At 32.1% G+C, this 15,833-nt stretch carries 12 protein-coding genes; 5 read left to right on the plus strand and 7 right to left on the minus strand.

Going from position 1 to position 15,833, the window contains the following annotated elements; translation table 11 throughout:
• Positions 1–858: a carboxylating nicotinate-nucleotide diphosphorylase gene (gene nadC, locus B2U95_RS06040; RefSeq protein WP_296313807.1), complete on the minus strand. Its 858-nt coding sequence runs from the start codon at positions 856–858 to the stop codon at positions 1–3.
• Between the two features lie 91 nt (positions 859–949).
• Between nadC and rlmH the strand changes: the two genes are divergently transcribed.
• A complete protein-coding gene (rlmH, locus tag B2U95_RS06045) occupies positions 950–1,423 on the plus strand; it encodes a 23S rRNA (pseudouridine(1915)-N(3))-methyltransferase RlmH (protein ID WP_296313808.1) in 474 nt (157 codons plus the stop codon).
• A gap of 91 nt (positions 1,424–1,514) precedes the next feature.
• On the opposite strand, the gene hpf is transcribed toward rlmH, so the two are convergent.
• Positions 1,515–1,814 carry a ribosome hibernation-promoting factor, HPF/YfiA family gene (hpf, locus tag B2U95_RS06050; RefSeq protein WP_296313810.1) on the minus strand — a complete coding sequence of 100 codons (300 nt, stop codon included), beginning with the start codon at positions 1,812–1,814 and terminating at the stop codon, positions 1,515–1,517.
• Between the two features lie 285 nt (positions 1,815–2,099).
• Between hpf and B2U95_RS06055 the strand changes: the two genes are divergently transcribed.
• Complete coding sequence (locus B2U95_RS06055) at positions 2,100–3,293, plus strand: CHASE2 domain-containing protein (protein WP_296313813.1); 1,194 nt, start codon at positions 2,100–2,102, stop codon at positions 3,291–3,293.
• 50 nt (positions 3,294–3,343) lie between these two features.
• The gene (locus tag B2U95_RS06060) at positions 3,344–4,081 is read left to right on the plus strand and encodes a hypothetical protein (RefSeq protein WP_296313815.1); all 738 of its coding nucleotides are present in this window, start codon (positions 3,344–3,346) and stop codon (positions 4,079–4,081) included.
• Between the two features lie 27 nt (positions 4,082–4,108).
• Here the strand turns inward: B2U95_RS06060 and B2U95_RS06065 are convergent, their stop codons facing one another.
• From B2U95_RS06065 to ytxJ, 3 genes are all read right to left on the minus strand, one after another.
• Positions 4,109–7,747 carry a T9SS type A sorting domain-containing protein gene (locus B2U95_RS06065; RefSeq protein WP_296313817.1) on the minus strand — a complete coding sequence of 1,213 codons (3,639 nt, stop codon included), beginning with the start codon at positions 7,745–7,747 and terminating at the stop codon, positions 4,109–4,111.
• A 119-nt stretch (positions 7,748–7,866) separates the two neighbouring features.
• Complete coding sequence (locus B2U95_RS06070; RefSeq protein WP_296313819.1) at positions 7,867–11,193, minus strand: CHAT domain-containing protein; 3,327 nt, start codon at positions 11,191–11,193, stop codon at positions 7,867–7,869.
• Between the two features lie 187 nt (positions 11,194–11,380).
• Entirely contained in the window at positions 11,381–11,767 is a 387-nt protein-coding gene (gene ytxJ, locus B2U95_RS06075) for a bacillithiol system redox-active protein YtxJ (RefSeq protein ID WP_296313821.1), read from the minus strand.
• A gap of 234 nt (positions 11,768–12,001) precedes the next feature.
• On the opposite strand from ytxJ, the gene clpB reads away from it, so the two are divergent.
• Positions 12,002–14,608: an ATP-dependent chaperone ClpB gene (gene clpB / locus B2U95_RS06080; RefSeq protein WP_296313822.1), complete on the plus strand. Its 2,607-nt coding sequence runs from the start codon at positions 12,002–12,004 to the stop codon at positions 14,606–14,608.
• Between the two features lie 218 nt (positions 14,609–14,826).
• On the opposite strand, the gene B2U95_RS16205 is transcribed toward clpB, so the two are convergent.
• Both B2U95_RS16205 and B2U95_RS06085 read right to left on the minus strand, forming a co-directional pair.
• The gene (locus tag B2U95_RS16205) at positions 14,827–14,946 is read right to left on the minus strand and encodes a malate:quinone oxidoreductase (protein ID WP_349675755.1); all 120 of its coding nucleotides are present in this window, start codon (positions 14,944–14,946) and stop codon (positions 14,827–14,829) included.
• An 83-nt stretch (positions 14,947–15,029) separates the two neighbouring features.
• Positions 15,030–15,206, minus strand: coding sequence for a malate:quinone oxidoreductase (locus B2U95_RS06085; protein WP_296313823.1), 177 nt, complete (start codon positions 15,204–15,206; stop codon positions 15,030–15,032).
• Between the two features lie 209 nt (positions 15,207–15,415).
• Between B2U95_RS06085 and B2U95_RS06090 the strand changes: the two genes are divergently transcribed.
• Positions 15,416–15,799, plus strand: coding sequence for a hypothetical protein (locus B2U95_RS06090; protein ID WP_296313824.1), 384 nt, complete (start codon positions 15,416–15,418; stop codon positions 15,797–15,799).
• The last annotated feature ends 34 nt before the right edge of the window (positions 15,800–15,833 follow it).

Consider the following 15,833-nt stretch of genomic DNA (forward strand, 5'->3'; position numbering starts at 1 on the left):
TTAAACGGCTTTCAGGCTTAAATCCATATTATAAACAGAATGCGTTAATGCACCTGAAGAAATATAATCTACACCACATTCTGCATATTTTCTAACCGTATGCTCATTAATACCACCAGAAGATTCTGTTAAACATTGGTCTCCAATAAGCTTAACTGCTTTACGTGTGTCGTTGTAATTAAAATTATCGATGAGAATTCTATAAACTCCACCACAATCTAAGATTTCTTTAATTTCTTCTAAATTTCTGGCTTCAACTATAATTTTTAAATCTCTATTTGTGTCTTTTAAGTATTTTTTAGTAAGGTTAATAGCCTTAGAAACTCCACCTGCAAAATCGATATGATTGTCTTTTAGCATAATCATATCGTACAATGCAAATCTGTGATTTTCGCCACCTCCAATTTTAACAGCCCATTTTTCTAAAGCTCTAATACCTGGTGTTGTTTTGCGTGTATCTAAAATCTTTGTTCCCGTACCTTCCAATAAATCTACAAATATCTTGGTTTTAGTAGCAATAGCACTCATACGCTGCATAGCATTTAAAACTAAACGTTCTGCTTTCAAAATAGACTGTGAAGCACCTTCTACAAAAAATACAATATCGCCATATTTAACATCGCTTCCTTCTTCTATTAAGGTTTCTACTTTCATATCTGCGTCGACATAAGCAAAGACCTGTTTTGCAAACTCGATACCTGCAATAATACCATCATCTTTTACTAAAAGTTTTGCTTTACCCATCGCTGAAGCTGGTATACATGCCAATGAACTATGATCACCATCACCGACATCTTCTCTAATAGCATTGGCTATAATTCCTTCTACTTCTTTATTGAATTGTTCTTGTGAAATCATTAGTAAACTTATTTACTGTAAAAATAGGAATTGAAAGATTAAAACATCAAAAACTAAATACCAAATTCCAAAAAAGTATAACTTTGTGATTATGAATATTAAACTGATAGCCATAGGAAAAACAGACAATAAAAACTTAATCGCACTAATAGAGGATTATAAAAAGCGATTAGGGTTTTACATTCGGTTTGAATTTGAAATAATTCCAGATTTAAAAAAGGTGAAGCACCTTTCTGAAGCGCAACAAAAAGAAAAAGAAGGGGAGCTTATCTTGGCTAAAACACAAACCGCTGATGTACTTGTGCTTTTAGATGAAAATGGAAAACAAATGGACTCTATTGCATTTTCTAGCTATTTACAAAAACACATGAATGCCGGAATTAAGACCTTAATCTTTGTAATTGGAGGTCCTTATGGGTTTTCTAATGCAGTTTACAAAAGAGCGAATGGTAAACTAGGCTTATCTCAGATGACATTTTCTCATCAAATGGTACGCTTATTTTTTATAGAACAACTATACAGAGGATTTACTATTCTTAAAAACGAACCCTATCATCATAGATAATTCTGTGGTTTGTATTATATAATTAAGGGACTAATAAATAGCTATCGTTAACTAGTTACTAATCCCTTATTTACTAAAATCTAGATTATATTTAATGTGTTTTAAAAGTCTCCTTGCGTTTTTTAAGTTGACGTGTTAAATCACTAATCGTTTCATTAACAGATGTTTCATAGGTATGCTCACTCGAATTAGCAAAAATACGAGGACCTGGTAAACTTAATTCTATATTACAAATTTTACCTGCATCGTGGTCTTTATCATTGTGCTTAAAATAAACCTGAGCTGAAATAATAAAATCAAATTTATTAGTTAATTTTTCTAATTTATCTTCTGTGAAAGCTGATAATGTTTCGCTTACGTCTACATTTACATATTGAAAGTTTACCGTCATAATTTATATTATTTTAATTCATATTTTATATCTGAAAGATACATATTTTACCACTTTTTATTCCTGATTTTTATCATAAATAATCGCTAAAATTTATTTGCTTTTAAAAAGTAATTTTTAATAACCTCTTCTATTTAATTCTAAACTAGCTAATTACTAAAAAACAAATACTATAGTTTGTATTTTGTGTCATTTTTCATAAAACATAAATATTTGGTCATTTAAATTTGATTATTATATTCGTTTTAATTTAAATATGTATCTTAGTTTTGCTATTAACCTTCAATGAAACGAAAAACTAGATTATTAATTAGAGATGCATTTTTATCAACAATACTGTCGTGCATATTATTAGCTATTCTTTCTATAGTATTTGTTAACATCAGGTTTTTCAATCCTTTACATAAAGCGCTAAAAGATTTTAGCTTTTTAGATGTTTATTATGCTGAAAAATTTGAAGATAATTCTAAGATTAACAATGATATTATTTTGGTTAATGTCGAAAACCATGGAAGAGAAGTTATTGCTACACTTTTAGAATCTGTTTTAAATGAAGATCCCAAAGTTGTCGGTTTTGATATAATCTTAGAAAAACATAAAAGCCACAATCATTCCGATTCGCTGCTTGCAAAGTTGCTTAAAAATAAAAAAGTCGTTACTTCTTTTGATTTTAATGAAGATGATATTGAAGATAATGTAATAGAGAACGAATCTTTTTTCTACAACCCAAATGAGTCTGCCTATGTTAATTTCGATTTTAACGAGGAAATCGCTGTAGTTAGAGAATTTCAAGGTATGATGGACATAAATGGAGAGAAACGACTTTCATTTGCCACCATGATTTCTAAACATTATTTAAAACCAAAAACATGGAAAAAAAATAAGTACGATACAAAATTAGAAAATTTACAGGTCATCAAGTACTCTGGTAATTTGGAAAAATTCCCTATACTCTCTATTAATGATTTTCTTTTTAGTAGTTCTAAAAAAATATTAAAAGATAAAATAGTAATACTTGGTTATTTAGGTTCTTCAAAATCTGATAATCGTTTTGACATAAGAGATAAACACTTCACTCCATTAAATAATCAATTAGCCGGTAAAAGTGATAAAGACATGTATGGTGTTGTTGTCCATGCCAATATTGTAAACATGCTTATTAAAAATGATCTTATATATAGAGTGTCTTATTTATGGCAAGGTGTAATTACCTTTATTTGTATGTTTATATCTACTATGGTTTATATGAAACTAAATAGGAACTACAAAATAAGTTATCGAACTCGAAAACAGACCTATCAATTTACCTTTTCAGTAGTTTTATTACTAGTTGTATTTGGCTTATTAAAAAATGATATTGTTTTAAGTCCATTCATTATAATAATCGGAATATTATTGGCAGGAAGTTATTTTAAATATTATAAACATTTAGTACGCTACATAAAAACAAAAAGAAAGTGGAAAACCTATGTAAAATAAAAAAATGTATTCGCTTAACCCTATTAGCCGTTCTTATAAGTTCAGCAAGTATGGCTCAAAACAACAACTTATTTGTGCTTAAGTTTGAAGGAGAACCTTATACAAAAAAAAATGACTCGGTAGAAATAGTAACTATAGGAACTATAATAAGCAAGAAAACCAAACTTATTATGAATAGAGACGATGTCGCCTATATCATTAACAACGAGGGAGATGTTTATGAACTGCATGAAACCGGAACCTTTAAGCATAAAGAGCTATTAAGGTTACAGGCAATTAAGAGTAATAATAGCTACAGTAGAGAGGTCATGATTTATTTCTGGAAAGAGTTTACTAACACTCTTTCTGATGGTTATAATAAAAGTGGTTTTGTGTATAGAGGAGATTATGTAAATCTAATTCAACCTATAGACAGCACTAACTTATATTCCAATGAAATTCGTTTTGAGTGGGAACAAAAAAAGAGTAAGACCAAACCTTACTATTTTGTTTTAAGAGAAACTGGTTCTGATAAAGCAACTAAAATTGGAACACACGATACTAACATCACACTTTTCATAGATGACATAAACCTTAAATATGGAGGCTCTTACGAGTGGACCGTAATAGAAAGTAAATATGAAAATTTAGAGACAACTGAATTTAGTCTATTTAAGGTACTTAAAGAAACAGAATACAAAACCAAACAACTAGAATTAAAAGCATTATCAGAGTTCTTGAAACCCCTTGGTTATGGAGATTCTGAAATTAAAGATATGTTTTGCAAGAGTTATAAAACCTGCCTATAACTCTTACATAGATTAAATAAAGTTCTTCTATTCCTTTATGAATTTTATAATTTTCTGTTGCTTTTTATTTGAAATTTTCAGAAAATAAACACCGGCTTCAATCATCTTTACATCAATTTCTTCAAAATTACTTTTAATACTTTTAATTTTTTGTCCAGCAATTGAGAATAGATCAATTCTTTCAACTAAAGTTGTATTACCTTTTAAATAAATAAAATCTGATGTTGGATTTGGATAAATATGTAACGCATCTAATTTGTTAATATTAATGACAGATAAAACAACATCAACTACAGCAGATCTTTCTTCACAAGCACCTGCAGCATGAGTATATGTGTACATTTGAACACCATCTGGAGTAGGTGACCAAACACCTCCTGGATCAGGCGTACCTTCTAAAGCATTAAATAATTGAGATTCAGTTACTGTTTCTCCTGAATTAATTGTGTAACCACCATTCTCACCTGCAGACAGTTGTATTTCTTCTGTTACTGTAACAGTTGCTGAATCACTATTTACGGCATTAACAGTATAGGTATAAACTCCTCCTCCGTTAAGGGCCGGACTCCATGTACCACCAGTTTGTGGACTACCATTTAATGCATTAAACATTAGACCTTCAGTTAATAAATTACCTGAACAAATGTTTAAATCTCCATTCTCTCCAGCATTATCTGGAATATCAATAACAAAATCGAAAGTTGCAGTTTCACTTTGACCGCATTCGTTTTCTACCAAATAAGAGAAGCTATAAAAAAACTGACCTGCACCAGTATCTGGAAAAACAACGGTACCATCATCAACGTTTACTAATAGATCTCCTGACCATAAACCTCCAAGTGTAGCATTATTACTTAAATAGGTGTCTAAATCAACCACACTAGGACTTATAGAAATATCTACTTGACTATTTCCTGCATTAACATCTTCAACATTATTAATTTCAATGTCAATTAGTGCTTCATCTTCTTCACCACAAGAATTTTGTACTCTATATATGAAGTTATAAGTAAACTGACCTGCACCAGTATCTGGAAACTCCACATCTTTATTATTAATAATAGTAAGTCCATCAAGACTTTCCCAAGTACCATTAGCATCAGCATCGAAACTAAGATAATTGCTTAAATCAACAGTATTAAAATCAAAACAATCTTCAAAAACGAAATCAGAGTCACCAGCTACTGGAGAGGGTTCAAAGTCTAAAGTCACAAATACGGGTTCCCCAGCACAATCCTCTAAAAAATTCTTAGCATTGAACTGATAAACACCAGGTTCTGTAATTTCCGTTAAAGGAGACGGGTTAGAGCCATCTTCTAAATTATCGTTTTCATTATACCAAGAATTTTGGGGTTCAAAGATATTACCAAAATCTGCTGCTTCGTTAAATTCCGAAGTATCTACATCTAATTGAATTTCTAACTCATTATACAAATCTAAAAGGCTTGCATTATCAAAATCACATAATTCAACTGTAATATTGGGTCCAGGCTCAAAAGGAATTATCACTTCACCAACTGTCAAATTTGCTGTAGATTCAACATCTAAAGTTAATGTACTACCTATACCTACAGGCGTATCGATGGAAACAATTAATGAATAGGAAAATTGACCTGCCCCTGTATCTGGAAAAGTAACGACTGGACCAGATGAAGTTACACCAGGAAAACCGCCATTTTGGGAAACAGTAATAATAGACGAATTAAATTTTGTGCTATTATAATTTGGACTTGCTAGCTGATTTAAATCATAAGATGTAATGCCGCACAATGTGCCTCCGTTACCAAGACTTAATCCAGCAGTTGGAAAGCTTTCATATTTTAGTAGTGCTGTACTATTACCAATCTCAATTTCATTTATATCAAATGCTTTGAATTCTATTGTGCAAACTAAAAAAGTATCGTCAGGATTTACATCTGTACTCAATTGGAAATCGGTTAATTCCCATTCCCATGTAACATCTCCACAACCTAATGTCGTAGCGCCACCTTTATTATCAAGCCATGCATCAATTTCGGTGTTATTTCCATTTGAATCGTATTGTATGACAAGGTTTTGAGCTTGTTGATTTATTATTAGGTCACCAATAAGTGTTACAAAGACGGGCTCACCAGCACAATCCTGTAAAAAATTCTTAGCATTAAACTGATAAACACCAGGTTCTGTAATTTCCGTTAAAGGAGACGGGTTAGAGCCATCTTCTAAATTAGCGTCTTCATTATACCAAGAATTTTGGGGCTCAAAGACACTACCAAAATCTGCTGCTTCGTTAAATTCCGAAGTATCTACATCTAATTGAATTTCTAACTCATTATACAAATCTAAAAGGCTTACATTATCAAAATCACATATTTCAATTTCAATATTTGGCCCAGGCTCAAAAGCAACTGTTACATTATTTGCGGTATAATTAGTTGTTGTTTCATACATTCTGGGTAGTTCCATTCCAATAATTACTGTTGTCTGAACTTTAAACTGAAAATTAAAAGTAAATTGTCCTGCTCCGGTATCAGGGAATTTTACATCTGTTCCCTGTCTTTCTAATCCTGGCTTACCACTTGTTTGTTCAATGTCAAATATTGATGAGTTATATTTAGCATCTGTATAGTCTACTCCTTGATTTGGAAAAGTAAATAAATCATCATCAAAATCACTTATTGGAAAAGTGTCCTCACAGATTGCCCCTCCGTTACCTGCACCTTCTCCTGCTGTTGCAAAATTGTCGAAAACAATAAATGCATTAGTAAATATTGAATTTCCTTCTTCATCTATTCCTATGAATTCAATTTCAATATTGAGTCTATCGTCTAAAGAATCACCATTAGTATCTTCTAAAAAGTCATCGATAATATCATAGTCCCAATCTACATTACCACATGGTGTGCTTACAATGGCATTACCATTATTGTTTAACCAAGTATTCACCTCATCTACATTTCCATTTCCATCATAAATTAATTCTAAATTTTGAGCAGATTGACTAAGCGTTAGTTGGCAATTATCCTTAATAGTAAAATCATCAAACCCAACACCCTCATCATGTACTATTTGGTCCGACCCAAAAGCGAGTCTAAAATACACACTACCCATTCCAGCTAAATTACTTAAAGGATGTGAAACAGTTACCCAATCACCAGAACCATTATTAGTACCAAGTTCTCTTCCACTCCAGCCTTCATTTTGCCCACCAGGACTTCCACCACCATATCCTCCATCTACTAAGAAAGTATTAAACCAGTTGATTCCAGTTCCAACAGTTCCTACATTTTGCCAATTGACCAAGTCTGAGGAATACTGTAATACAACACCATCCCATTCAAACTCGCTATTCCACCATAATTTAAATTCAACTGAAGGGGTATATAGAAAAGAAAAATCAAATTGTGGGCTGACCACCGACCCGTTTTCATTTGGAACATAATCTCCTGACAAATTAGTCACCCATGCATTAGTACCAGAAGCGGCCGAATTAATTATTGGAGCCAATGGTGAGCCTAAAGTCCAAGTTGTAATACCACCTTCTACTGTCCAACCCGAAGGGCCTGATTCAAAATCCTCAGTATAAGGATAAGACGTTATTTGAGCATTTAAACTACCACTTACAAGAAGCACAAAAAGAATAAGTATTTGATTTAAGGTTCGAGAGAGAAATGTATGTTTTTTCATAATATAATTAATAGCTTGACTAAAGTAATAAAAATAATTTAATATAACGTTAAAACGCATTAAATCAGCACAATAGAACCCTTAACATGTAGGGTTTATAGCAAACTCTTAATTTAAAACTACTCAAACAACACAAAAGCCGCCCATTTTTGAGGCTCTTTTTTATACTTTAAGTACATTTTGCGTTGTGTATTAATAAAAGCATCTCTTAAAGTGGTTCCTTGTAGCCAATTATTATAAAATAATTTCATAAATTCTGAAGTCTCCTCATCTGGCACTTCCCATAAGCTCATTATTAACCGCTCTACGCCTGCCATTTTAAAAGCACGTTGCAACCCATAGACTCCTTCACTTCCATCGATATCACCTAAGCCCGTTTTACAAGCACTTAAAACTACAAGATCCGTATTTGATAAATCTAAATTAGAAATCTCCATAGCAGTTAAAATGCCATCTTCTTCTTCATTTGGATTGCCACCATTTTTCCATGCATAATTAGCACCTGCTAATATTAAGCCTGAGCGCAATAATGGATCTTCTGCTAATCTATAGTTATCTTCTGTACTTAAATTAAATTCTGTACTTGCATCCCTATTTAAGTTTTCATAAAAGAATCCATGCGTAGCAATATGAATAAGGCTTGGACTTTGACCACTAAAAGTTTTAAAACTTGCTTCTGTCGCTTCGTTTTTTGTTAAAACCGAAACACTTGTACCTTCTTGTTTTAGTAAACTATTTAAACTTTCAATTTCATCTACTGCCCCTTCAAGAAGCGTCCAGCTTTCCCCTCTACTCTTTGTGCCTCTTAGCTTATTTAAAGCAGGGTTATTTAAAAAAAAAGTATCCTCTTTTTGGGTTGTTTCGGCTTCCTCTCCATTAGACGATTCATAATCATAAGTTATTCCGCCAATAAGTACTGTTGTATCCATGTTTAAAGGTGCAATTTCTTCAATCAATTTATAGGTACTGCTCAATTGTATGAGTTTATATTGATTAACTAATGCATTATTACTTTTAGTAATAGCGGCGAAAGCGATTTGATTTAGTAAACCGCTCGGTGCGTAAAATATACTATTGCCCTTTGACAAGTGTATTTTAATAGGTTGCCAGATTAAATTGTACAATTGATCTGAACTGTACCAATCATCTGGTGATTTTCTAGCAATGGCTTTTTTCAATTCAGATTCTTTAAATAAAGGGACCACTTTAGGGAATTCATCTATTGCATTAAACACATAAGCGACGTACATGACTTCACCTGTCAACTCATTATCTTTCAATACATTAAAGTGTGAAAACTCAATAGCAACGGCATCGTTCTTTAATTTACTTTTAACAGCTTCCCAATCTCTCACTAATGAAATACCACCCTCAAAGTTAGATGTATATAACTTTACCAGCTCAGCTTCTCTTTTATTAATTATGATTTTTAAACTATCTGCCTCTACCCTGCTTTTTGCTAAATATTGTGTTAATGATTTAGTCCTTTTATTATTTAATTCTTGATAGCTTTTTATTTTAGCGTTAATAGCATCATCTTCTAAAGATTTTAATTTAAAAGTGATGTCTTTGGAGTTATTCAACAACAGTCCTTTTAGCATCAATTGGTTATTTAAATTAATAGTATTTAAAAGGTCATTATTTAAATTTTTGGAAATAGCAATGGACTGCATTTGGTTAAAATTCTTGGTTAGCATTTTTATAAATGCCTTTTTTTCATTTTCACTACTGAACCTAAATATTTTATCTATTTGATTTACAAAAACACTGTTAGATTGTTCTAAAGCGAGCACAGCCTGTTCCGTCATTCCTAAACCAAAATAGGTATCGCCCAAGGTCTTTAAAAACTGACCATAGTCAACATGCGCCTTTCCTAATATTTCTCCTAGCATTTTTGTAGAACCTTCTATTAGAGGTAATGCTTTTTGATAATCACCTCTTAAATTATAAGCTTTGGCAAGACTAAATTTTCTATTATAATATTCTTCATTTTTTGGCCTCTTATTAGTTTCAAAATAAGTTACATTTTTTTTCATAAGTTTAAGCGCCTCTTCAAAGTCACCTAGCTCGAATAAAGTTTTTGAATAATCATTTAACATATAACTATAAAATGAATGCCATATCTGACCTTCTGGAACTTCAATAATAGTTATGGCATCCCTAAAATAGACAAGTGCGTCCTTATATTTCCCTTCTACAAAATAAAGCTTACCAATATTATTGAGCAACTTTGCATATTCAGGATCCTTTTTACCATGAGAAATTTCCATAGCTTCTAAAGCTTCAATATAAACTTCGTGAGAACGCCCATATCGTCCCATATTTTGATAAAAATAGCCCTTATCCATTAGCCTGTTACTATAAGTGATTTTACTTATTTCAGGAATCTCTAGCGCTTTATTACAGTACAGCATTGCTTTTTCATAATCACCAATGCGATCATAGTTCAATCCTATATTTCCTAATGTTATTGCATAGTTATCATTGTTTGTTTTATTGTTTTTTACAAAAACATCTTGTACTTTCATAAAGGCTTTAATAGATTCTATGTAGTTATTATTATCTTTTTCTATGCGTCCTAACATATAGTTAACCGATAAGTAATACATACTTTCGTAATCACCTAAGTCTTCAAATGTTTTTTGAGCTTTGCTCATATAATGTGACGCCTGATCTAAAAACCTTGCATTGAAATAAGCTAGCCCAATATTATAAAGCCTACTTGCAAAAGCTTCATTTATCTTTCCTTCCTTATTCTCAATTAGACTAAGTGCCGATTTAACAGCTTTATTAGCTTTATCTTCTTGCCTTAAGCCAAGATAAACTGGCAGCAACTCTATTAAAACAACTTCTACTTTTAAAGTTTGACTTGGGTCTTGAGATTCAACTATAGTTAATGCATGTTCTAAATATTCTTTAGCTTCAATATTATTTTTACCTGTACCCTTATAGCTTTTACCAAGTCCGAAAAGTGTTTTCGCATAGGTAGAATCCTTGCTATTGCTTACTAAATCGAGTATAGCCAAATACTCATTGTACAACATTATAGCCTTTTGAAATTGTCTATTAGTTAAAGACAAATCTGCCAGTTCTTGAATCTTTGTAGAATATTCGGAACGTTTTGAAGGTTTTAAGGACTTTGAGTAAACCAAAAGTTCTTTAGTAAGGTTTAAAGAATCTAAGATAGTATATGATTTAGTATACATATTAACCTTATAAAAGTTATATAAGGATTTACCATATTTAGGTCTACCTTCATAATGCGCTTCTGCGATAGTATACGCATCTTGCAAATACGGATAGGCTAGCTTAACCGAATCCTTCTTTAATAAGTTTTCACCTTGCTCGTTTAAGGACTTCCAATACTTGGGTTTTAAGTCTTGTGCATTTAATTTGAAAAAGACAAAAAGGAGTAGACTAAATAATATTTGCTTGTAGAACTTCATAATGTTGATTTAATAGCTAAATCAGAACATAAGCCTAGAGCTGAAAATATGTATACAATAGATTTTAGGTGCTATTAAAATAGCTCTTTTTTATAGAAGAACAAAATTGAAGCTATAAGTAGGGTACTTTATATTTTATCTATCAATAACAAAGTCAAATTTTATCTAATCTCTTGTTAATCGCATTTTAGATAAATTTATTTAAATCCATCTCATTTATAGCACCATGAGAATCGTGAGCTACTACTACTCCATTCTTTATCACTAAAAGCTGAGGCGACTGGTGCATTACTTGAAATTTATAACCCACTTCGTTAGAGACATCGCGATAACTCAACAAGTCTAAATAGTGTAAATCAGCATTGTTATTTAAATCATAAGCAGCAACAAACTGTTTCATGACCATTCTACTAATGCCACAAGTTGTAGAATGCTTAAAAACAAACTGTGTTTTGCTTTCCGATTTTTCTTTGATGTTTTCTAACTGAGATACATCATTTAATGCGATCCAAGGCAACACTTTTTCTTCTTTTGGTTCTGATGAACCACTAAACATTTTATTAAAAATTCCCATACTTTAAAATTCAATTATTAAGACCTATAGTCGTTCATATTCTCTAACCTTACAGACTGACGAAACGTCACGCTATCACTGAATAAATCAGTCATTTTGTCGCTAACCCTATGTTGGTAAGATTATTGTCTAAAGGTAAACAAATACAACACTACTATAAACACTATTTGTTTGAGTTTCGTAGAAATAAAGATTGTTTCAACTCTATTCTAGCAAATAAAAATAAAATTAAATATGAACTTTAATAACTATACAATAAAATCACAAGAAGCAATACAGCAAGCACAGCAGCTCGCTCAAGGTTTTGGTCATCAACAAATAGAAAATGAGCATGTTTTTAAAGCGCTGTTTAATGTTGATGAAAACGTATTACCATTCCTCTTAAAAAAGTTGAATGTTAATTTGGCTATGCTTCAACAAATATTGGATGCAGCACTCGAAAGTTTTCCAAAAGTTTCTGGCGGTGAATTGATGCTTTCTCGCGAAGCCAATAAAACGTTAAACGAAGCCTCTATCATTGCTAAAAAGATGAATGACGACTTTGTGTCTATTGAGCACTTAGTATTGGCTGTTTTCAAATCTAAAAGTAAAATAGCACAAATCTTAAAAGACCAAGGAGTTACTGAAAAAGGCTTAAATGCTGCTATTGAAGAATTGCGAAAAGGAGACCGTGTAACATCTCAAAGTCAAGAAGAAACTTATAATGCATTAAATAAATATGCTAAAAACTTAAATCAATTAGCCCGAGATGGTAAGCTAGATCCTGTAATTGGTCGTGATGAAGAAATTCGAAGAATCCTTCAAATTTTATCGCGTCGTACCAAAAACAATCCAATTTTAGTCGGTGAACCTGGCACTGGTAAAACTGCAATTGCAGAAGGTTTAGCACACAGAATTATAGATGGTGATATTCCAGAAAATTTAAAAGACAAACAAATTTTTGCTTTAGATATGGGTTCTTTAATTGCAGGCGCTAAATTTAAAGGTGAGTTTGAAGAGCGCCTAAAAGCAGTCATTAAAGAAGTGACTGAAAGTGATGGAGATATCGTTTTATTTATCGACGAAATTCACACACTTGTTGGCGCTGGTGGAGGACAAGGTGCCATGGATGCGGCTAACATTTTAAAGCCAGCACTAGCACGTGGCGAATTAAGAGCAATTGGAGCTACCACATTAGACGAGTACCAAAAATACTTCGAGAAGGATAAAGCTTTGGAACGTCGTTTTCAAAAAGTTATCGTCAACGAACCAGATACCGAAAGTGCGATTTCGATTTTACGCGGAATTAAGGAGAAATACGAAACACATCACAAAGTAAGAATTAAAGATGAAGCTATTATTGGTGCTGTAGAATTATCTGAACGCTATATCACAAACCGCTTCCTTCCAGATAAAGCTATTGACTTAATGGATGAGGCAGCATCTAAATTACGAATGGAAATTAATTCTAAACCAGAAGAATTAGATGTCTTAGACCGTAAAGTGATGCAGTTAGAAATTGAACTCGAAGCTATTAAACGAGAGAAAGATGAAAGCAAACTAAAATCTTTAAAAGCCGATTTAGCAAATCTTAAAGAAGAACGTAACGAACTTAATGCCAAATGGAAATCTGAAAAAGAGATTGTAGAAAAGGTACAGACTATAAAGCAAGATATTGAAAATTATAAGCTTGAAGCAGAACGCGCAGAACGCGATGGTGACTATGGTAAAGTAGCGGAAATTAGATATGGTAAAATAAAGGAAGCTACTGTAGAGCTTGAAAAATTTCAGAAGCAATTATCAGAGCAGCAAGAAACCTCTATGATTAAAGAGGAAGTTACTTACGAAGATATTGCTGATATCGTAGCAAAATGGACCGGAATTCCGGTGACCAAAATGCTTCAAAGTGATCGTGAAAAATTACTAAAACTTGAGGACGAATTACACAGGCGTGTTGTTGGCCAAGAAGAAGCGATTGAGGCGGTTAGTGACGCTGTAAGACGCTCTAGAGCTGGGCTTCAAAATCCACATAAACCAATTGGTACATTTCTATTTTTAGGAACTACAGGAGTTGGTAAAACAGAATTAGCAAAAGCTTTGGCAGAATATCTATTTGATGATGAAAATGCAATGACCAGAATAGACATGAGTGAATACCAAGAACGCCATGCTGTAAGTAGGTTGGTTGGCGCACCTCCAGGATACGTAGGTTATGATGAAGGTGGACAGTTAACGGAAGCTGTTAGACGCAAACCCTATTCTGTCGTTTTATTAGATGAAATTGAAAAAGCGCATCCAGATACCTTTAATATTCTATTACAAGTTTTAGATGAAGGTCGCTTAACGGACAACAAAGGACGAATTGCAGATTTTAAAAACACCATTATTATTATGACTTCAAATATGGGAAGTCAGATTATACAAGAGCGTTTTGAAGCAACAAAGGATATTCCTTCAGCTATCGCAGCAGCAAAAATAGATGTTTTGGCTTTATTAAAACAGAGCGTTAGACCAGAGTTTTTAAATCGTATCGATGATACCATCATGTTTACGCCTTTATCTAAAAAGAACATTACCGCTATTGTTGGATTACAGTTAAAAGGTATCACAAAAATGATTGCACAACAAGGCATAACGTTTGGTGCAACACCAGAAGCTGTAGCATATTTAGCAGAGAAAGGTTATAATCCAGAATATGGTGCGAGACCTGTAAAACGAGTGATTCAAAAAGAGGTTTTAAATCAACTTAGTAAAGAAATACTCGCTGGTAAAGTAACCACAGATAGTATTATTTTACTCGATGAATTTGACGGACAATTAGTCTTTAGAAATCAAGGTCATTTGGCAGTAACAAAATTATAAACATTAATGTAACAATTAGGTTACAGAATAGTCTTTATATTGATTGGTTGGTTAAGAGCAACATAAATCTCAAGTACTTGGGAGGAGTGTTGCTCTTCCTTTATAATTTTAATACTTTTTTAGATTTATGAATTTGTTCTTTAAACAAATCTTTGGTTAATGATAGGTTATGCCAAAATGCACCCAAAAGTGGTGATATATTATTCAAATTTACAGATTTAAATAAATCGAAAATTAGAAACTTCTTTTAAAAATTTAGGACTAAAACCTGGAAATGGCACAAATAACAATTCTCGTTTACCATCAATATAACGTGTGTCTAAATATGTTGAAGACATCGGTGGATTTGAGGGCCTGCTTTACTTTATACATTAGTATTATGTAAATTAATAATAGCTTCATTAACTAAGTACGACCAAAATTATTTAGAGACTTCAAACTGTTTACAGATATCTATTGCTTTTTTAATAGATACAAAACCATCCTTATTTTCAGGACAATAATTTAATTCGCATAAAGTAGAATAGCCATTACCAGCATTACCCCAAGCAGAAGAACTCTCTTGCGCCACACCATCTAAACGCTCTAAAATTAGCACCTTTAAATCTGGTTTAATAGTTTAGAAATTAATGCTAAAACAGCACTCATTATACCACCTCCAAAACATATTAAATCGTACTCTTGATTTTTATCAATTTCGTCTTTCATTTATAGGTATGTTAGATATATAGATAATTCATATAATTTACTTAAGTCAAAAAAACAATTTTATATATTTGACTTCAAATTCACAAAAAAATAGCTGCTATGGGTATGTTTCATTATTACGAATTACCAAACTCAGAAATGTTTGTTTTTGATGAGTTTTTAATTTGCCAGATAAAAGAAGGCGCTGAAATAAAACCTGAGCTAAATGAACGATTAAATAAAATTATTCAAAATCATTTTGAAGGTAAAAACATTGTCTATATATCTAACCGTGTAAATTCCTATTCTGTAGATCCCTTAACCTATTCTGAAACAGAAAAAATCCCAAACCTAGTTGCTATTGCTATAGTTCCTAATACACAACTTATGCGTAAAAATGCAGAATTTGAAAGTGAGTTTTTTCATAAACCTTATGAAATTTTTGACACATTAAGTGAGGCAATTCAATGGGTTCACAAAATTATTGAGGCAGAATCGAAGTAGTCTACTCACTTTATTCAAAAAAAAATAGGTTTTT

Origin of the sequence: Winogradskyella sp. UBA3174, assembly GCF_002364335.1 — a bacterium.
Lineage (GTDB): Bacteria > Bacteroidota > Bacteroidia > Flavobacteriales > Flavobacteriaceae > Winogradskyella.